At 65.5% G+C, this 18,391-nt stretch carries 15 protein-coding genes and 2 pseudogenes; 6 read left to right on the forward strand and 11 right to left on the reverse strand.

Translation table 11 applies throughout. The features are described 5' to 3' along the window. Positions 1-2: 2 nt before the first annotated feature. From QN397_RS20605 to QN397_RS20615, 3 genes are all read right to left on the reverse strand, one after another. A complete protein-coding gene (locus QN397_RS20605) occupies positions 3-1,256 on the reverse strand; it encodes an ABC transporter substrate-binding protein (RefSeq protein ID WP_323501786.1) in 1,254 nt (417 codons plus the stop codon). 12 nt (positions 1,257-1,268) lie between these two features. Beyond that, entirely contained in the window at positions 1,269-2,513 is a 1,245-nt protein-coding gene (locus QN397_RS20610; RefSeq protein ID WP_323501787.1) for an ABC transporter substrate-binding protein, read from the reverse strand. Between the two features lie 139 nt (positions 2,514-2,652). Beyond that, entirely contained in the window at positions 2,653-3,555 is a 903-nt protein-coding gene (locus QN397_RS20615; protein ID WP_323501788.1) for a LysR family transcriptional regulator, read from the reverse strand. Between the two features lie 157 nt (positions 3,556-3,712). Between QN397_RS20615 and QN397_RS20620 the strand changes: the two genes are divergently transcribed. Next, entirely contained in the window at positions 3,713-4,777 is a 1,065-nt protein-coding gene (locus QN397_RS20620) for a phosphotransferase (RefSeq protein WP_323501789.1), read from the forward strand. A gap of 5 nt (positions 4,778-4,782) precedes the next feature. Next, complete coding sequence (locus QN397_RS20625) at positions 4,783-5,508, forward strand: hypothetical protein (RefSeq protein ID WP_323501790.1); 726 nt, start codon at positions 4,783-4,785, stop codon at positions 5,506-5,508. Here QN397_RS20625 and QN397_RS20630 read toward each other — a convergent pair. Next, a pseudogene (locus tag QN397_RS20630) lies at positions 5,505-7,598 on the reverse strand (3-hydroxyacyl-CoA dehydrogenase NAD-binding domain-containing protein). The gene QN397_RS20625 and the pseudogene QN397_RS20630 overlap by 4 nt on opposite strands. A 29-nt stretch (positions 7,599-7,627) precedes the next feature. Here QN397_RS20630 and QN397_RS20635 point away from each other — a divergent pair. Both QN397_RS20635 and QN397_RS20640 read left to right on the forward strand, forming a co-directional pair. Next, positions 7,628-8,218, forward strand: coding sequence for a MaoC family dehydratase (locus QN397_RS20635; protein ID WP_323501791.1), 591 nt, complete (start codon positions 7,628-7,630; stop codon positions 8,216-8,218). A gap of 38 nt (positions 8,219-8,256) precedes the next feature. Then, on the forward strand, positions 8,257-9,510 hold the full coding sequence (locus QN397_RS20640) for an acyl-CoA dehydrogenase family protein (RefSeq protein WP_323501792.1): 1,254 nt from the start codon (positions 8,257-8,259) through the stop codon (positions 9,508-9,510). A gap of 26 nt (positions 9,511-9,536) precedes the next feature. Here the strand turns inward: QN397_RS20640 and QN397_RS20645 are convergent, their stop codons facing one another. The 6 genes from QN397_RS20645 to QN397_RS20670 form a co-directional block, all read right to left on the reverse strand. Beyond that, the gene (locus QN397_RS20645; protein WP_323501793.1) at positions 9,537-11,216 is read right to left on the reverse strand and encodes an AMP-binding protein; all 1,680 of its coding nucleotides are present in this window, start codon (positions 11,214-11,216) and stop codon (positions 9,537-9,539) included. A gap of 181 nt (positions 11,217-11,397) precedes the next feature. Continuing rightward, positions 11,398-12,105, reverse strand: coding sequence for a GntR family transcriptional regulator (locus QN397_RS20650; protein ID WP_323501794.1), 708 nt, complete (start codon positions 12,103-12,105; stop codon positions 11,398-11,400). Positions 12,106-12,175: 70 nt separating this feature from the next. Then, positions 12,176-12,994, reverse strand: coding sequence for an enoyl-CoA hydratase (locus QN397_RS20655; RefSeq protein ID WP_323501795.1), 819 nt, complete (start codon positions 12,992-12,994; stop codon positions 12,176-12,178). Then, positions 12,994-13,761, reverse strand: a complete 768-nt coding sequence (locus QN397_RS20660) for an SDR family NAD(P)-dependent oxidoreductase (protein ID WP_323501796.1) — start codon at positions 13,759-13,761, stop codon at positions 12,994-12,996. Before QN397_RS20660 ends, QN397_RS20655 begins: the two co-directional genes overlap by 1 nt. An 11-nt stretch (positions 13,762-13,772) precedes the next feature. Beyond that, entirely contained in the window at positions 13,773-14,564 is a 792-nt protein-coding gene (locus QN397_RS20665) for an enoyl-CoA hydratase (protein ID WP_323501797.1), read from the reverse strand. Positions 14,565-14,590: 26 nt separating this feature from the next. Beyond that, a complete protein-coding gene (locus QN397_RS20670) occupies positions 14,591-15,775 on the reverse strand; it encodes a CoA transferase (protein ID WP_323501798.1) in 1,185 nt (394 codons plus the stop codon). An 81-nt stretch (positions 15,776-15,856) separates the two neighbouring features. Here QN397_RS20670 and QN397_RS20675 point away from each other — a divergent pair, with 81 nt between their 5' ends. Both QN397_RS20675 and QN397_RS20680 read left to right on the forward strand, forming a co-directional pair. Next, positions 15,857-16,651: a VOC family protein gene (locus QN397_RS20675; protein ID WP_323499097.1), complete on the forward strand. Its 795-nt coding sequence runs from the start codon at positions 15,857-15,859 to the stop codon at positions 16,649-16,651. 8 nt (positions 16,652-16,659) lie between these two features. Further along, a complete protein-coding gene (locus tag QN397_RS20680; RefSeq protein WP_323501799.1) occupies positions 16,660-17,859 on the forward strand; it encodes an acyl-CoA dehydrogenase family protein in 1,200 nt (399 codons plus the stop codon). Between the two features lie 317 nt (positions 17,860-18,176). Here the strand turns inward: QN397_RS20680 and QN397_RS20685 are convergent. Continuing rightward, positions 18,177-18,385, reverse strand: a pseudogene (locus tag QN397_RS20685) (IS5/IS1182 family transposase); the annotation flags it as partial. Positions 18,386-18,391: the final 6 nt, after the last annotated feature.

An 18,391-nucleotide genomic window follows, 5' to 3' on the forward strand; every position in this document is an offset into this window, starting at 1 on the left:
ACTCAGCCCTCGTACTTCTTGCCCGGCGTCGGCGGCTCGACGATCTCGGATTCGTTGATCAGCACAACCTCCTCCAGCCCGTAGCCCGGCGCTGCATCGCGCGCGCCGATCTTGGCGAAGTACGCGGTGCCGATGCCCTGGTGATCTTCCTTGCGGAGGCGATAAGGGCCGGAGGCGGTGTCGAACTGCAGGCCTTCGAGGGCCGCAATGAGCGCGTCGGGGTCCGGCGATCCCGCTGTTTTCAACGCATTGAAGATGGCGAGCGCGGAGCGATGCGTGGCCTGCACGATGCCGGCGGGGTGCCTGTCGCCCGTCACCTTCACAATGTTCTCCATGAGCTTGGCGCTCTCCGGATATTTGCTCTTGAAGGGTTCGAGCTCCGGCGCCCAGAAGGTGGTACCCCAGAGGTTGCTGGGCGTGGATTTCTGCATTGCCTTGGCGATCAGGAGTTCGGTTCCGGCCTCGCCGATCACCTGGAACTTCTTGTCCAGCCCGACCGCCCGACCCTGTTGCAACAGGCTCACGCATGGTGCAGCGGTGAGGCCGATGAAGAGGCCCTCGGCGCCCGAATTCATCAGGTTGTTGATCTCGACTTTGTAGTCAGGCTTGTTGAGCGAGGCATAGATCGGCTCGATCACCTTGGTCGGCTTGCCGGTCTTGGCCGCCGCGCGCTCCACGCCGAACTTGAAGTAGCGCACGACGTCGCGTCCGTTCTCGCTGTCGGGCGCGATCACGGCCCAACTCTTCACGTCCGAAAAGCGTGTGGCGAGGATGTTGCCGATGCCGCCGTAGAGGATCAGCGCGTTCGAGGACGCACGAAAGAAATACTTGCTGAAGTTCTCGTGCGTAAGCGACATCGCCGTGGGCGCAGGCGCGACCACGACCGTCTTGAGTTCCGCCAGTATGGGCGCGATGGCCAGGCCCATCGGCGATTGCCCGGCACCGATCGACACGGTCACGCCCTCGCCTGCCAGCTCTCGCGCTGCGGCCACCGCACCGGCGCTGGTGAATTTGTCGTCACGCACCACCAGCTCGATCTGCCGGCCGAGTACGCCGCCGGATTCGTTCCATTGCAGCTGTGCCGCCTTGATGCCGGACAGCCAGGCGGTCCCCACCTCGGCACCGATGCCGCTCATCGGCAGCATCACGCCCACTTTGATCGGGGCCGGCTGTGCGCGCACGATGTGCGTCGCGCCAAGACCCAATGCGGCCGATCCCGCAGCACCCTTCAGAAGATCGCGTCGTTTGAAGTTCATGGTCGTGTCCTCTTAGAGTTCGATCGGTTTGCCGGGGGACGGGGGTTCTGCGACCTCCGCTTCGCTGTAGGGAATCGCGTCGATGATTCCGTAGCCCGGGTCCGCGTCGCGCACGCCCACGTTCGCGATGTAGGCCGTGCCGAGGCCCTGGTGATCTTCCTTGCGGATGTGGTACTTGCCGACTGCCGTGTCGAAATCGAGCCCCTCGAGGGCGGTGATGACCGCATCGGTCTCGGTGTCGCCCGCCTTCTGGATCGCGTTGAACAGCGCGAGCGCGCAGCGGTGGCTCGACTGCACGATGCTCGGCGGGCTCTTGTCGTTGGTGAGCTTCACATAGGCGTCGTAGAGCGGCGTGCTGAGCGCGTTGCGCTTGCCGGCTTCCGTGCCCGGCGCCCAGTAGCTGATGCTCCACAGATTGGCCGGCGTCGATTTCTGCATTGCCTTGGCTATCATCAATTCGGTGCCGGCATCGCCGATGACCTTGAACTTTTTGTCCATGCCGACTGCACGGCCCTGCTGCAGGAGGCTGATGCACGGGGCGGCGGTCAGGCCGACGAAGAGGCCTTGCGACGGCGCATTCATCAGGCCGTTGATCTCGACCTTATAGTCGGACTTGTTGAGGCTCGCGAACACCGGGTCGAGCACTTTGACCTTGCGCCCGGCCTTGGCCGCGGCACGCTGCACGCCGACCGTGAAATAGCGCGCCATGTCGCGCCCGTTCTCGCTGTCGGGCACGATGCAAGACCAGGTCTCCACATCCTTGAACCGGCTCGTTAGCATGTTGCCGATGCCGGCGAATGCGATGTACGCGTTCCACGAGAGGCGGAAGAAGTTGCGTTGGAAGCTTTCGTGCGTAAGCGTCATCACCGTCGGACACGGGGCGACCATCACGGCCTTGAGCTCGGGAAGGAGCGGTGCGGTGGCGAGCGCCATCGGCGACTGCGAGCCACCGATGAGCAGGTTCACTCCGCTGCCCGCCAGGTCGCGCGCCGCAGCGACGGCGCCGGCACTGCTGAACTTGTCGTCGCGCGCGACGAGCTCGATTTGCCGCTTGAGCACCCCGCCCTTCTCGTTCCACTGCGCAACGCCGATCTTGGCACCGGCCAGCCAGGCGGCGCCGGCTTCGGCGCCGATGCCGCTCAGCGGCAACATGACGCCGATACGGATCGGCGCGGTCTGCGCGTAGGCGGAACGCACGCCAGGCAAGCCCATCACGCCGGCCGCCGCGGTGGCTCGAAGAAATGTGCGTCTTTTCATGGACATCGTCTCCTGGGGCGCATCGCTTTCGCAAGGCCGTATTTGTTATAACAGATTTGCGATATTGGGAGTCGAGGCTGCGCTTGTCATTGGCACAAACCCGCATGCGCGACGGCCAAAGCGCGGCGGGCGATCGGGCTCAGTACCCGCAGCAGCGCAACATGACCGAGCGCAGCCAGCGATTGGCCGGGTCGTTGTCCGTGCTGGCATGCCAATAGAGGTACGCGTCCAGCGACGACAGCGGAGCCGGCATCGCCAGCACCTGGTTGCCAAACTGCTTGTTGGCCATGTGCGCATAGCTCTCCGGCATCGTCAGCACCAGGTCGGTCTGCGACACCGTGCGGCAGGCCGCGAAGTAGAACTGGCAACGCAACGCGATCTGCCGTTGCACGCCAAGCCGCCTGAGCTCGATGTCCTCGAAGCCCGGCCCCTGCCGGCGCGATGTCACCAACACGTGGCGCAGCGCCAGGTAAGTTTCGAGGTCGACTTCACCGCGAATCGCCGGATGGTCCTTGCGCGCGACCACGGCCAGCCCGTCGACGCTGATGCGCTTGACCTTCACCGCATCCGAGAGCGGCAGCAACACGTCCAGCGCCAGGTCAAGCGTGCCGGCGGCGAGCTCGCTCTCCAGACTGCCGCGGTTGGCACGCACACTGGAGACTTCGATGTCGGGCGATTCGGTGGCGAGCGCGCGCATCAGCGGTGGCATCACGGTCGATTCCATGAAGTCGCGCAGACCAATGACGAAGCGCTTCTTGGCAGTCGCCGGCTCGAAGCTCTGCGTGTCGTTGAGCAACGAGCCGATCGACTGCAGCGAACCGCGCAGCGGATCGATCAACCGCTTGGTGAGCGGCGTCGGCACCATCTTGTGGCCCTGGCGTTCAAACAGCGGATCGTTGAAGAGGTCGCGAAGGCGCGCCAGCGCATGGCTGATAGCCGGCTGGGTGAGATGTAGTTTCTCGGCGGCCTTGGTGATGCCACCTTCCGTATAAATCGTGTCGAGCACGACCAGCAGGTTCAGATCGACTCGCGAGATATGCATGTGCTGTATCCAAATCCATTCCAAGCATTCATTGGCACACCGGGCGCCGCCCTTAGGCTTGGTGCATCGAAGGCGCGACATCATGCGCGATAACTTCTGCACGCGCATCCACCGAGGAGACAACCGCCATGGCCGAATCCCACCCGACTGTTTCCGCATGAGCGAGCGGTTCAGCGGCACCATCGAAGTCCAGGAACGCCAGCGCTTCGACGAAGCGACGCTCGGGCGCTGGTTCACACAGCAGGTCGATGAAAGCGCGGCGCGATCGTTCCGCATCTCGCAATTCAAGGGCGGGCAATCCAACCCGACCTTCCTGGCAGAGACGGCGCTGGCCCGCTACGTGGTGAGGCGCAAACCCGCCGGCGTGCTGCTGCCTTCGGCGCATGCCGTGGAGCGGGAGTTCCGCGTCATGAGGGCGCTGCGCGATACCGATGTACCGGTCCCCGAAGTGCACGCGCTGTGCGAAGACCCTTCGGTCATCGGAACAACCTTCTACGTGATGGCCTTCGTCGATGGCCGCGTGCTCTGGGACCCGCACCTCCCCGGCGCGAGCGCCGATGAGCGCGCTGCGATCTGCGACGAGATGAACCGCGTGCTCGCCGCACTCCACAATATCGACCCGGAGGCAGTGGGTCTCAGCGATTACGGGCGCCCCGGCAATTACATGGGTCGGCAGGTCGACCGCTGGAGCAAGCAGTACCGGGCCAGCGAGACCGAGCCGATCGACGCGATGGAGCGACTGATCCAGTGGCTGCCGGCGCACCTGCCGCCCCAGGCGACGACGACCATCGTGCACGGTGACTATCGGCTCGACAACCTCGTGTTCGCGCACGATGCGCCGCGCGTGGTCGCCGTGCTCGACTGGGAACTGTCGACGCTCGGCGACCCGATGGCCGACTTCGCGTACCACTGCATGGCGTGGCACCTCGCGCCGCCGTTTCGCGGCCTGGCCGATCTCGATGCCGGCGCGGTGGCTGAGCTGGGCCTGCCGACAGAAGAGGCGTATGTCGCAGCGTATGCGCGACGGCGCCGGTTGCCGCCGGTCGACCCGGTGCACTGGCGCGCGTACATGGCATTCAACCTCTTTCGCGCCGCAGCGATCGCGCAGGGAATCATGGGGCGCGCCCTCGCAGGCAACGCGTCCAACGCCCATGCGCTCGAAGCCGGCCAGCAGGCGCGCGAACTGGCCGAGCTCGGTTGGGCACAGGTCGCGCAGGACTGAATTGCATGTGGCCAGCCCTCGACAGGTCTGCCTTCCAGGGGGTTCGACTGGCAGTTCCGGATCTTGCTGCGGCCGTCGGTTTCGCCCGTCAAGTCCTGGGGCTGGAGCGCGCGTCGTCCGAAGCGGCGGACACGCAGGACATCGCTCGCTTTCGCCTCGGCGCGCACTGGCTCGCGTTCGAGCGGCAATCCGCCGAGATCCTGCCCACGCTGTCGTCGAACCATCTGGCAACGCTGCACTGGCGATGCAGCGACCTGCGACGCCAGCGCACCTTGCTTACGCAGCTCGGATTCGATTCGCAGGACGAGTCGGAGCTGGACCCCGTGCCGCCGGTCCGCGTCGTCGCTGCCGAAACTGGCGCGTGCGCATTGCAATGGGATGCCGAAGCGGCGCCCATCGGCGGCGACCTGCCCTCTTCGTCCGGCATCACAGGCGTCGTCCTGCACACGCGTGCGCCCGAACGCGCGGCAGCGCACTGGGCACAGATCTTCCAGGTGTCCGTCGAGCGTCACGCAACCGGCGTTCCGCGTCTGGTGCTCGACCGCCTCAGCGTGCAGTTCGTTTTCGCCGATGAGCGCGCGGGCGGAATCGGCCGCATCACGCTCGCGCTGGACGATGCGGGCGCCGTGCGCGACCGCGCGATCGCCAGTGGCGCGACTGTCGACGGTGACGCGATCGCGATCGCCGGGCTGACGATCAGCCTGGCGAACGCGCCGGCCAGCGCCCGTTAGTCGAAGCTCTTGCCTTCAGACACTAGCTTCTGGATCAACGGCGCCGGCTGCCAGAAGCTCGCGTCGTCGAGCGGGTTCTTGGCAAAACGCTTCATCGATTCCGACACGTTGAACAGGCCGACCTGGCCGGCGTAGTGCATCGGGCCACCGCGGAAGATCGGGAAGCCATAGCCTGTGAGGTAGACCATGTCGATGTCACCGGACTTGCTGGCGATGCCGTCCTCGAGAATGTGCGCACCTTCATTCACCAGCGCATAAACCAGGCGCTGCACGATCTCGTCGTCCGAGATCTTGCGAGGTGTGATGCCTTCGTCCTTGCGGTGTTGCTCGATCATGTCCAGCACGAGCTTGCTCGGAATGGCATCGCGCTTGCCGGCCTGGTAGTCGTACCACCCTGCCCCGGTCTTCTGGCCGAAGCGGCCGAGCTCGCACAGCTTGTCGGCCGTGCGGCTGTACTTCATGTCGGCCCGCTCGGTGGCGCGGCGCTTGCGGATCGCCCAGCCGATGTCGTTGCCGGCCAGATCGCCCATGCGGAACGGGCCCATGGCAAAGCCGAACTTCTCGACCGCCTTGTCGACCTGTTGCGGCGTCGCGCCTTCGTCGATCAGGAAGCCGGCCTGGCGGCTGTACTGCTCGATCATGCGGTTGCCGATGAAGCCGTCGCAGACGCCGGACACCACTGCGGTCTTCTTGATCTTCTTGGCGACGCCCATCACCGTAGCGAGTACGTCTTTGGCAGTGTCCTTGCCGCGCACGACTTCGAGCAGCTTCATCACGTTGGCCGGGCTGAAGAAGTGCATGCCGACCACGTCCTGCGGGCGCTTGGTGAAGGCTGCGATCTTGTCGACGTCGAGCGTGGAAGTGTTCGACGCGAGAATGGCGCCAGGCTTGGCGACGCGATCGAGTTCCTTGAACACCGCCTCTTTCACGCCGAGTTCTTCGAACACGGCTTCGATGATGAGGTCGCAGTCTTTCAGGTCGTCGTAGCTCAAGGTGGTGCTGAGCATCGCCATGCGCTGGTCGTACTTGTCTTGCTTGAGCTTGCCCTTCTTGACCTGCGATTCGTAGTTCTTCTTGATGGTGGCGATGCCGCGGTCGAGTGCGTCCCGCTTCATTTCGAGGATCTTGACCGGCACGCCCGCGTTCAAGAAGTTCATCGAGATGCCGCCGCCCATGGTGCCGGCACCGATGACACCGACCGGCTTGATCTCGCGCCTGGGGGTGTCTTCGGGGACATCGGGGATCTTGCTGGCGGCGCGCTTCGCGAAGAATGCATGGCGCAGCGCCGCGCTCTCTTTCGTCCACACCAGTTCGGTCACGGCTTGGCGTTCATAGGCGAGCGCAGCGTCGAAGCCCATGCGCGTCGACTGCGCCACGCAGTCCAGGCAGCGCAGCGGTGCCGGATAGTTCTTCGAACTCGCCGCCACCATGTTGCGTGCGAACTGCAAGTACGCCTCCGGGTCCGGATGCTCGACGCGAAGGTCGCGCACGCGTGGCAGTGGCCTGCGTTCGGCGATGCCACGCGCGAAGGTCACGGCCTAAGCGACTACGTCGCGCTCCACGAACCTGTCGAACAGCTTCTGCCCGGGCAACGCCGCGAGCACTTCGCTCATCACGGTGTCGCCGGTGACGATCATGTTGAGCGCCATCTCCAGACCCAGCAGCCGCGGCAGCCGCTGCGTGCCGCTCGCACCGGGCAGGATGCCGATGCGCACTTCGGGCAACGACACCATCGTTCCGCGCTGAACCGCGCGGTAGTGGCACCCCATCGCGAGCTCGAGCCCGCCACCCATCACGATGCTATGGATCGCGGCGACGACGGGCTTGTCGCAGCGTTCGACCATGTTGATCACGTCGATCAGGTCCGGTGCCATGGTGGCTTCCGGCAGGTTGAATTCGCGGATGTCGGCGCCGCCGCAAAACGCTCGGCCGTGGCCGGTGAGCACGATCGCCCTGACCGCCGGGTCGTCGCTGGCGCGGACGATCGATTCCGCGATGAAGCGCCGATTCGCAATGCCCAGGCTGTTGACGGGCGGGGTGTCCATGGTGACGACGGCAATGCCGTCCTGTACGTCGTAGCGCGCGGTCAAGGGTGTCCTTTCAGTGTGAATGCCGGGTCATGTTCGGCCAGCCGCCGTGCGAGCGCATCAACAACCCGCATGCGGCCGATGAAAAGGCTTCATGCCCACGCGCGTCGGACGCCGACGAGGCGAGGCACCATTGCCGCATCGTCACTTTTCGCCTCATTGCCATGCCCATGCTGACCCGAGACAACCTGCAGCAATCCGTCGGCCAACCGATCGGCACGTCGTCGTGGATCGAGGTGCCGCAGTCGCGCATCGATGCCTTCGCCGAGTGCACCGAAGACCGCCAGTGGATCCACATCGACGCCGAGCGCGCCAAGCGCGAAAGTCCGTTCCACGCGCCCATCGCGCACGGCTTCCTCACCCTGTCCCTGCTGCCGATCAGTTCCTACGAACTGCTGGGCGGCCTCAAGGCCACCAAGTCGGTCAATTACGGCCTCGACAAGCTGCGCTTCATGTCGCCGGTGCCCGCAGGCTCGCGCGTGCGCAACCACATCAGGCTGCTTGCGGCCGACCAGCGCGACGACGGCTGGACGCTGGTGAAAACCGAAAACTCCGTCGAGATCGAGGGCCAGGAGAAGCCGGCGCTGGTCGCCGTCTCGCTCGGCCTCTTATCTTGGGACTGATCGTCCGCGACCCCTTCGACTAAAGCACGAAACCACCCATGGAATTCGAATTCACCCCCAAGGTCCACGACCTGCGCAAGCGTCTCCTCGCCTTCATGGACGAGCACATCTACCCGAACGAAGAGCAACACGAACGCGAGGCGAAGAAGTCGGCACGCGATGCCGAAGGCGGCGGCAGCTACACCACGTTGCCGATGATGCAGGGCCTCAAGGACAAGGCGCGCGCTGCGGGCCTCTGGAACATGTTCCTGCCGAAATCAACGCATGTGCCCGACGGCCTTTCCAACCTCGAATACGCGCCGCTCTGCGAAATCATGGGACGCCGCCTGTGGAGCGCCGAGGTCTTCAACTGCAGCGCACCCGACACCGGCAACATGGAGGTGTTCGAGCGTTACGGCACGCCGGAGCATCAGGAACGCTGGCTCAAGCCACTGCTCGCAGGCGAGATCCGCTCGTCGTTCGCGATGACCGAACCCGCCGTGGCTTCTTCCGACGCGACCAACATCGAGTGCGCCATCCAGCGTGACGGCGACGACCACGTCATCAACGGCCGCAAGTGGTACATCACCGGCGCGATGAACGAGCGCTGCAAGGTGTTCATCCTGATGGGCAAGACCGACCCGGACAACGCCGACCGCCATCGCCAGCAATCGATGATCGTCATACCGCGCGACACCCCCGGCGTGACGGTGGTGCGCGACATGGCGCTCATGGGCGTGTACGACCCGCCGTACGGCCACCCGGAAGTGCGCTTCGACAACGTGCGCGTGCCGGCATCGAGCATCCTGCTGGGCGAAGGCCGCGGCTTCGAGATCGCGCAAGGCCGCCTCGGCCCCGGACGCATCCACCACTGCATGCGCATGATCGGCATGACCGAGGCTGCGCTTGAGTTGATGTGCCAGCGCGTCGTGTCGCGCGTCGCTTTCCATAAGCCGCTGTCGGAACAAGGCGTCTGGCGCGAGCGCATCGCCAAGGCCCGTATGCTCATCGACCAGACCCGATGGATGGTGCTGCACACCGCCTGGCGCATGGACACGGTCGGCAACAAGGTCGCGGCCAAGGAGATCGCGATGATCAAGGTGCTGGCACCGAACAACTGTGTGCAGGTGATCGACGACGCGATGCAGGCCTTCGGTGCCATGGGCCTGAGCCAGGACACCCTGCTCGTCTCGTTCTATGCCTATGCCCGACATCTGCGCGTGGCCGACGGCCCGGACGAGGTGCACCGCAACGCGATCGCCAAGCACGAGCTTGCGAACTACCGCGCACCGGTGGCAGCCAGCACGCGTTGAGCGCGTAGCGCGACTCGGTCGGCCGATCAGTAGGCCGACAGCGACGGCAGCGAAGCCACCGGGTCGTGCAGCATGCGGCGCAGGAGCTTGCCGCTTTCTGAAGCCGGCAGGCCGCTGCGGAAGATCACTGTGCGCGGCACCTTGTAGTGCGACATGTTCTTCACGCACCACTCGATGATCTTCTGGTCGGAGCGGTCCCTCACCTGACCGGCGCGGTCGAAGTGCAGTCGGGCCGCCGCCTCCGACTTCAACACCACGTAGGCCTGCAGCGACTCGCCCCGGTCGGGGTCGGGCAGACCGACCACGGCGGCCTGGCGCACGTCCGGGTGCGTCGCGAGGATGGCCTCGACCTCTTCCGGAAAGACGCTGTAGCTCCACACCTTGATCATTTCTTTTGTGCGGCCGAGGAACGTGAGGTAGCCCTCGTCGTCCAGAACGCCGACGTCGCCGGTGCGCACCCAGCCATCGACGAAGAGGGCTTGCGTCGCCTCGGGCCGCAGCCAGTACCCCTTGTAGGCGACAGGGCTGCGCAGGAGGATCTCGCCGCGCACGCCCGCGAGTGTGTCGATTCCGGTGGCCGGATCGACGATGCGGACCTCGACCCCCGGCACCGGCTTGCCATTGGTGCCCCACTTGATCGCGTCGGCCGGCATGAGCGTGTCGCAGGTGTGCGTTTCGCTGAGACCGTAGCCGGCTTCATACACCAGGCAGCCGTTGGCGAAGCGGCTCCACTGACCGGCCAGCTTCTCGGTCAGGCGGACGCCGAAGCTGGTGCCGACCGTCGTCTTGAGGGATGAAAGATCGTAGGTGGCCGCACCATCGGCAGCCATGGCCGACGGCAGCGAGGGCGCCATCGAATACCACCATGTCACCTTGCAGCTCTCGATGGCCTGCAGAACCGCTGTGGCATCGAAACGCTGCAGCAGCACCACGGTCGCGCCGCAGTAGATCGGCAGCGCGAGCCCGGTCATCATCCCCGAGATATGGAACAAGGCGACGTCGGCCAACATGACGTCGTCGGCTCCGAGGCGAAAGCCGTCGGCACTGATCGCGGTCTTGTAGAGCGCGCAGTCGTAGCTGATCATCGCGCCCTTGGGAAGGCCCGTGCTGCCCGAGGTATAGGCCATCAGGGCCACGTCGTCCATGGCGATGGTTTCAGGGGGCTGGAAGTCGCCGGCTTGCGCCAGCGCCTCGGTGAAGTCGATGACGCCCGCCGGCAATGGCGGCGCCGACTCGTGCGGCAGCCGCATCGAACTCGGCACGTCGATCGCCAGCACCCCGGGCAGCATGTCGCCGGAGCGCACCGCGTACACATGGTCGATGGTGGCCCTCGCCCGTGATGCGAGTACCACCTTGAGCAGCTCCTCGCCTGCGACGATCGCCCGCGCGTCGAGATCGGCCAGCTGGTGCTCGAGCTCATAGGTCTGCGCATGCGGATTGCACGGGCTGACGATCGCGCCGAGCTTCTGTGCGCCGAAATGCGCGATGAGGTAGTGCGGACAGTTCTCGAGAAACAGGGCTACCACATCGCCCTGCCCGATGCCGCGCTCGCGCAGGCTTTGCGCGAAGCGGTCGCTCAGGTCGTCGAGCTCGGCGTAGCTGATGCGCCGGCCGTACCAGACCACAGCCGTCTTGTCGGGCGTCTCGCGCGCGTGATGGCGCAGGTAGTCGTGCAGCGGCCTGTGGCCGTGGCGATAATCGATCATCCTGGCTTGTCTCCGTATCGGTCGTGCCGGTGCGGGTTTGCCTTGGCAGTCGGCATCCCGCTTGTGTCCACGATGATGACGGCAAGCCCCGTCAACGGCAACCGGGGCGGATGAATATTGGGCATGCAGGTATATCGCCCTGCTGCATGGGGCGCGTGCCGCGCCGTGCTGGGAACGGGCGCTAGGCCGCGACCCGCGCCGTCTTGCGCGCCGGGCTCGCCGCGGCTGCGCCGCGTTCGCGCAGGTAGGCCAGAATCGGCGCGCTGGTGCGCTCGATCTCTTCTTCCACGCCACGACGTGCCACCTCGCCGTCATGCTTGCGCAGGCCGCGCAGCACGAGGTGGTGAGGATGCTGCTTTCTCGGCTGGGCCAGCGGATGCGTCTGCAGCGCCCTCATGAGCGGGCCGCACTGCAGCCAGAGGCCTTCGACCATGCGCTGCAACACGGGCATTCGCGCCAACGCGTAGACCGCCATGTGAAAGCGCTCTGCCTCCAGCAACTCGCCGGCGGTGTCGCGCGCGTCGTGCCGCGCGGCCATGCGCTCATGAATCGCTTCGAGCCGGCGGATGTCGGCTGGCTCGGCATGCTCGGCGGCCAGCGCGGCGGCGCGGCCTTCGAGCATCAGACGCAGCGCACGGACTTCGGCGAACCGCTCCTCGCTCATGAGCGGCACACGCACCGAGTGATGGCCCACCTGCTCCAGCGCCTGCTCCGAGATCAGCCGCGCCAGCGCTTCGCGCACCGGCGTCGGGCTGATGCCCATCTCGGCCGCGAGGTCGCGCAGCTTGAGCTTTTCGCCCGGCGCGAAACGCCCGGCCTTGAGGTCGCGGCACAGGCGGTTGTAGGCCTGGCCGTTCAGGCTTTCGCGGGTGAGAGGAGTGTCGTCCATGGCATGGATGGACTGCGTGGCACAGCCCGGATTTGCTATTGTTTATATCGTATGGCGTTGTGAGGGTTTCTCAACGGCCAGTGAACGCCGGTGTGCGCTTTTCGAGGAAATGCGCCACGCCTTCGCGAAAATCGTCGCTCGTGAACGACGCCTGCATTTCTTCGTCGGCGCACGTCCATGCTTCGTCGAGGTTCTGGAACAGGCTATCGTAGACCTGCCGCTTGATGACGCCGATCGAGCGCGGCGATGCGTGGAAGGTCAGCTCGCGCGCCGTCTGCTCCACGGCTGCCAGGAAGCCATCGGCCGGCAGCGCCTTGACGAGGCCGAGCGCCGCCGCCTCGTCCGTCACAAGCGTGCGCGCCGACATCAGGAGGTCGAGCGCGTTCGTGAGCCCCACCAGGCGCGGCAGCATCCACGAGGCGCCGTGTTCGGCGATGAGCCCGCGCTTGGCAAAGGCCGTGGTGAGCTTCTGCCCCTCGGCCATGTAGCGGAAATCGCAAAACAGGGCCATGCACAGGCCGATGCCGGCGATCGGCCCGTTGATGGCCGCGAACACGGGCTTGCGCACGCGCAGCAGATAGCTGAAGCGCCACGCATAGTTGCGCTCGATGCCCTCCGCCGTCGGCTTCAGCACGCTCGCATCGGCCGTGCCTTCGCCGCCCGAGGCCGCGCCGGCTTCGAGGATGTCCATGTCCGCACCCGCGCAGAAGCCGCGTCCGGCGCCCGTCACGACGATGGCGCGCACCGCGTCGTCGCCCTCGGCAGCCTCCACGGCCTGGCGAAATTCCGTTTCCATTCGCGCGGTCCACGCATTGAGCCGGTCCGGGCGGTTCAGCGTGATCGTACAGACACGCTCGTTCGTTGCGACGGTGATGTCCTGGTAGCTCATCATTCGCCTCCGATGGTGGCGCCGCCGTCGATCACGATCGTCGTGCCCGTGATGAAGCGGCCGGCATCGGAGCCGAGCAGCAGCGCCGCGCCCGCAATGTCTTCCGGCTCGCCGATCATGTTCAGCGGACTCGACCTGAGTGCGCCTGCCAGCGTGTCGGGGTTGTCCCAGAGCGCCTTCGCAAAGTCCGTCTTGATGAGGCCGGGCGCGATGCAGTTGGCGCGAATGCCCTGCTTGCCCCATTCCAGCGCGAGGCTGCGCACCAGCGACATGTCGGCCGCCTTGGAGATGCCATAGGCGCCAAGCGTGCGCGAACCGGTCGTGCCGGCGATCGAGCTGATGATGACGATCGAGCCCTTGCCCTTTTCCACCATGCCCGGCGCCACTCGGTTCACCAGCCAGAGGTTGGAGCGGATGTTGACGTCCATCACCTTGCTGAAGGCTTCGTCGGTGATGCCCGAGAGCGGGCCGTAGTACGGGTTGACCGCCGCGTTGCATACCAGCACGTCGACCGGGCCGTAGGCCTTCTCGGTCTGGTCGACCAGCGACGCGATCTCTTCCTTGCGCGAGATGTTGCAGGCGACCGCCATCGCTTCGAGCCCCTCGCTGCGCAGCTGCTCGACGACGGCCGCGCAGGCGTCGGCTTTGCGGCTGGTGATGACAACGTTTGCGCCGGCCCGTGCGTAGGCGACGGCGATGGCGCGGCCGATGCCACGCGACGAGCCGGTGACGATGGCGGTTCTACCTTTGAGGGAGAGGCTGTCCATTGGTGATTCCTTCAGCGATTGACGAACTTCGGTGCGCGCTTCTCGACGAAGGCGTGCGCCGCTTCAAGGTGGTCTTCGGTCATGCCGCAACGGATGTGGCGGATGGCTTCGTGGTCGAGTGCCTCGGCCAGCGTGGCGCCCTGCTCGGCCACGTTGAGGTTGGCCTTGATGTGGCCGAGCGTGATCGAGGGACCCGCCGCGAGTCGCACCGCCAGCGCCAGGCCTTCGGCGTCGAGTTCCGCATCCGGCACCACCCGCGTGACCAGTCCCATCGCCATCGCCTCTTCGGCCTTGACGACGGGCGACAGCAACGCGAACGCGCGCGCCCGCGGCCCCAGGAGCTGGGTCAGGAACCATGTGCTGCCGAAATCGCCCGAGAGGCCGACCTTGACGAAGGCCGATGTGAGCTTGACGGTGTCGCTCGCGATGAGAAGGTCGCACGCCAGCGCAAGCGACAAGCCTGCGCCGGCCACCGCACCGCGCGCGACCGCGATGGTCGGCTTGGGCATCTCGCGCAGCAGTCGCGAACATTCCATGTGCTCGCGCAGCTGCAGCGTGCGCGACTCGAGCGTGCGGATCGCATCCTCGTCGTCGGCCATCGCCTTGACGTCACCGCCCGCACAGAAGCCGCGTCCCGCACCGGCCAGAAGCACGGCGCGCACCTTCGTGTCGACGGCTGCGCGGCGCAATGCGTCGAGCAGCGCGTCCGTCATCGGGACCGTGAGCGCGTTCAGGCGCTCGGGCCGGTTCAGCGTCAGCGTCAGCACGCCGGACTCGAGATGTTCGATCAGTTCAGTTGTCAATGGTGTCTCCTGGGTGTTTGTTGCGATCAGATCGCGCCACAGGCCTTGAGCGTCTCGACCTGGCCGGCGGCGTAGCCGAGCCAGCCGGTCAGCACGTCGGCGTTGTGCTCGCCTACTCGCGGCAGCGGCTTGCGGATGGTGAGCGGCGTGTCGGAAAGATGGATCGTCACGCCCTGCATCGGCACAGACGTGCCGGCGAACGGGATGTCGACGATGCCGTTGCGGTGGTGAAGTTGCTCGTTCCCGACCACTTCGTCGATGCGGGCGATCTTGGCGCACGGCACGCCCTCGGCCTCGAGCTTCGCGACCAGGTCGTCAGCCTCATTGGCGGCCATCCAGTCGGCCACGATGCCTTCGACCGCATCGCGGTGCTCGAGCCGGCTCGCCATCGTGGCGAAGCGCGGGTCGTCGATCAGCGTCGGGCGTTGCATGGCGCGCAGCACGCGCGGGAACATGTTGTCGTCGCCGCCCACGATGAGTACGTGGCGGCCATCGCCGGTCGCGAAGGTATTGGATGGCGCAACGAAGCGATCGCGGCTGCCGACGCGCGTCATGGTCGTGCCGAACATCATTTGCTGCGGAATGGCAGTCATCAGCATCGAGGCGGCGCTCTCGAGCAGCGACACGTCGACCATCTGGCCCTTGCCGCTCGCGTGCCGCGCATGCAGCGCCGCGAGGATGCCCAGCGCCGCATACATGCCGGTCGTGTAGTCGCACATGAACGAGCCGATCATGGTCGGCGGGCCATCGATCTGGCCGGTGAGGTCCATGAGCCCGCTCATCGCTTGCGCGACACCGTCGAAGCACTGCTTTTCGGCGAGTGGCCCGTCCTGCCCGAAGCCCGAGATCCGCGCCATGACCAAGCGCGGATTGAGCTTGTGGATGGCGTCCCAGCCGAGGCCCATCTTTTCCATGGTGCCGGGGCGGAAGTTTTCCACCAGCACGTCGGCCTTCGTAATGAGTTCCTTCAACACAGCCAGACCGCTCTGGTTGCGCAGGTCGATCGCCAGGCTCTTCTTGTTGCGATTGACGATGAAGGTGTAGAGGCTCTGCCCATCGACGGCCGGCATCGCGCGACGGGCGTATTCGCCCTCGCCCGGCGGCTCGATCTTGACCACCTCGGCGCCCATGTCGCCGAGCATCATGGCGCAGTACGGTCCTGCGATGAAACGCGAAAGGTCCAGGACGCGCAGTCCCTCGAGCGATGTCATTGTTCCGGCCTTTACCTCTTTGCTGGTGTAGTTTGTTATATCATATTCCAAATAGAGACTCTGAAAAACGAAGGAGACAAGGTGACCGAAACCTCACGCTATCTGCGACTGCGACAGATCTGTCTGGTGGCCCGTGAACTGGAACCGGTGGTCGATGACCTGTGCGCCGTGTTTGGCGTCAAGGTGTGCCATCGCGATCCCGAGGTGGGCCAGTTCGGCCTGCATAACGCCCTGATGCCCTTTGGCACCAGCTTCATCGAAGTGGTCGCGCCGACCCGGGACGGCACCACCGCCGGCCGCTACTTGGAGCGGCGGCAAGGCGACGGCGGCTACATGGTCATCCTCGACAGCGAGGAGCTGCCGCGCTGGCGCACGCACGTCGCGGAGATCGGGGTGCGCATCGCTGCGCCGCTCACGCTCGGCGACTACGAAGGCATGCAGCTGCATCCGCGCGACACCGGCGGCGCGTTGCTGGAGATCAACACCACGCTCGGTGGAGCCGACCTTGAGCAAGGCACGTATTGGCCAGCCGGACCGCACTGGCGCGACCACGTGTCGACCGAGCGCGCCGAAGGCATCGCCGGCGCCGTGCTTCAGAGCGCCGACCCTGCGGCCCTCGCGAGGCAATGGGGCCGCATCCTGCAGCGTCCGGTCGCACAGGCGGCCGACTGGGAGCTCGACGTCGACAACGCAACGCTGCGCTTCGTCAAGGCCACCGACGGGCGCGGCGAAGGCCTGACCGCCGTGAAGTTGCAGGTGCGCGACGCCGATGCCATTCGCCGTGCCGCGCAAGCGCGCGCCCTCCCTTCCGACGTCGACAGCGTGACCGTGTGCGGCGTGCGCTTCGAACTCGCATCCCGCACCCAACCGAACTGACACACACCATGGAACTGGCTTTTTCCCCCGAGGAGCGCGCGTTTGCCGACGAGGTGCGCAGCTTCATTGAAGAGAACCTTCCGCGCGACATCTCCGAACGCGTGGAACACGACCTCCACATGCAGCGCGACGACTCGATGCGCTGGCAGCAGATCCTGGCGCAGAAGGGCTGGCACGCCTACACCTGGCCCGTATCGCAAGGCGGCCCGGGCTGGAGCGCCACGCAGCGCTTTATCTTCGAGGTGGTGAGCGGCGAGATGAACTGCCCGACCATCCAGCCCTTCGGTCCGCGCATGGTCGGCCCGGTGATCTACAACTTCGGCACCGAGGCCCAGAAAGCGCAGCACCTGCCCGGCATCCGCGACTCGACCGTATGGTGGTGCCAAGGCTACTCGGAGCCGCAGTCGGGTTCCGATCTCGCCTCGCTCGCCACGCGTGCGGAGGACCATGGCGACCACTACGTCGTGACCGGCCAGAAGATCTGGACCTCGTATGCGCACTTCGCCGACTGGATGTTCTGCCTCGTGCGCACCGGCCGCGAAGCTCGCCCGCAAAGCGGCATTTCCTTTCTGCTCATCGACATGAAGTCGCCCGGCGTCGTGGTGCAGCCAATCCCGATGCTGGAAGGAACGCATTCCTTCAACGCGGTGTTTCTGACCGACGTGCAGGTGCCCAAGTCGAACCTCGTCGGCGAAGAAGGCCGCGGCTGGAACTACGCCAAGTTCCTGCTCGAACACGAGCGGGTCGAGAACTCGAACATCGGCTTCTCGACCTTCGCGATGCGCAGGCTGCACCGCATCGCGTCTGAAGTGATGTGCCACGGCAAGCCGCTCATCGAAGACCCACTGTTCAGCGCGAAGGTGTCGACAGTCAAGGCGCAACTCAAGGCGCTCGAGATGAACACGCTGCGAGCGCTGTCCAGCATGGGCAGCGGCGGCAGCTCGCCGGGCGCGGGCATCGCGTCGTCGCTCAAGATACGGGGAACCGAAATCGGACAACGCATCACAGAACTGCTTCTCGAGGCGGCGGGGCCTGAGGGTCAGCAGCTGGACCCAGCGCTCATGCAGGGGGACGGGGACCTTACAGGTATTAACGCCAGCGTGCGCGGCGCGCCGGCCAATTACTTTTGGCGCCGGGCGATGTCGATCTACGGCGGCAGCAACGAGATCCAGCGAAACATCATCGCCAAACATGTGCTTGGCCTTTGAGCAGTAACTTGGATCCGGCGCGGACGATCTGAACATCGATTGTTTTCGAGTTGCCCTTCAACTGCGCCTCCCGTTTTGTTAGGGTGTGCGGAGCCGTAAGAAATAAATCCAACAAATCCGCTCACACGAACGGACTACCAGGTCACATCGTGATGTCGCAGTTGTGCGACCGATTGCATCGGTCCCTACGAAGGCATCGCACTCGCCGATGCCACCCTTTAGGCTAAACGGACAGCTGCTGAATGCGCCATTTGGCTGCAAGTACCGCCGTAGCTGCTCTTTGCCCCCAGCGCCTCGTCTGCCAGGCCATACCACTACTGCAGGCAGTACATGCGCAGCATCCGGGCAACTCCGATCGGCTGACGGCCCACACGCCCACATGCCCACGGGTGGGGTACAGCGGCTCGATCACGGCGATCAGGCGGGCCCAGGGCACGACGCGTTCCATCTCGGCCAGAAACTTCTCGCGGCGCGTTCGCTTCTTCTTCAATGCGTACTCGGCGCTGGCAAAGCTGCGTTGGTTCATGTCGGG

It is taken from the genome of Variovorax sp. RTB1 (genome assembly GCF_035018765.1).
Lineage (GTDB): Bacteria > Pseudomonadota > Gammaproteobacteria > Burkholderiales > Burkholderiaceae_C > Variovorax.

Excerpts from the sequence above, each read along its gene's own strand:
- QN397_RS20605 (WP_323501786.1), bottom strand. The coding sequence starts at position 1,256 with ATGAACTTCAAACGACGCGATCTTCTGAAGGGTGCTGCGGGATCGGCC.
- QN397_RS20610 (WP_323501787.1), bottom strand. The coding sequence starts at position 2,513 with ATGAAAAGACGCACATTTCTTCGAGCCACCGCGGCGGCCGGCGTGATG.
- QN397_RS20615 (WP_323501788.1), bottom strand. The coding sequence starts at position 3,555 with ATGCATATCTCGCGAGTCGATCTGAACCTGCTGGTCGTGCTCGACACG.
- QN397_RS20620 (WP_323501789.1), top strand. The coding sequence starts at position 3,713 with ATGAGCGAGCGGTTCAGCGGCACCATCGAAGTCCAGGAACGCCAGCGC.
- QN397_RS20625 (WP_323501790.1), top strand. The coding sequence starts at position 4,783 with ATGTGGCCAGCCCTCGACAGGTCTGCCTTCCAGGGGGTTCGACTGGCA.
- QN397_RS20635 (WP_323501791.1), top strand. The coding sequence starts at position 7,628 with ATGTTCGGCCAGCCGCCGTGCGAGCGCATCAACAACCCGCATGCGGCC.
- QN397_RS20640 (WP_323501792.1), top strand. The coding sequence starts at position 8,257 with ATGGAATTCGAATTCACCCCCAAGGTCCACGACCTGCGCAAGCGTCTC.
- QN397_RS20645 (WP_323501793.1), bottom strand. The coding sequence starts at position 11,216 with ATGATCGATTATCGCCACGGCCACAGGCCGCTGCACGACTACCTGCGC.
- QN397_RS20650 (WP_323501794.1), bottom strand. The coding sequence starts at position 12,105 with ATGGACGACACTCCTCTCACCCGCGAAAGCCTGAACGGCCAGGCCTAC.
- QN397_RS20655 (WP_323501795.1), bottom strand. The coding sequence starts at position 12,994 with ATGAGCTACCAGGACATCACCGTCGCAACGAACGAGCGTGTCTGTACG.
- QN397_RS20660 (WP_323501796.1), bottom strand. The coding sequence starts at position 13,761 with ATGGACAGCCTCTCCCTCAAAGGTAGAACCGCCATCGTCACCGGCTCG.
- QN397_RS20670 (WP_323501798.1), bottom strand. The coding sequence starts at position 15,775 with ATGACATCGCTCGAGGGACTGCGCGTCCTGGACCTTTCGCGTTTCATC.
- QN397_RS20680 (WP_323501799.1), top strand. The coding sequence starts at position 16,660 with ATGGAACTGGCTTTTTCCCCCGAGGAGCGCGCGTTTGCCGACGAGGTG.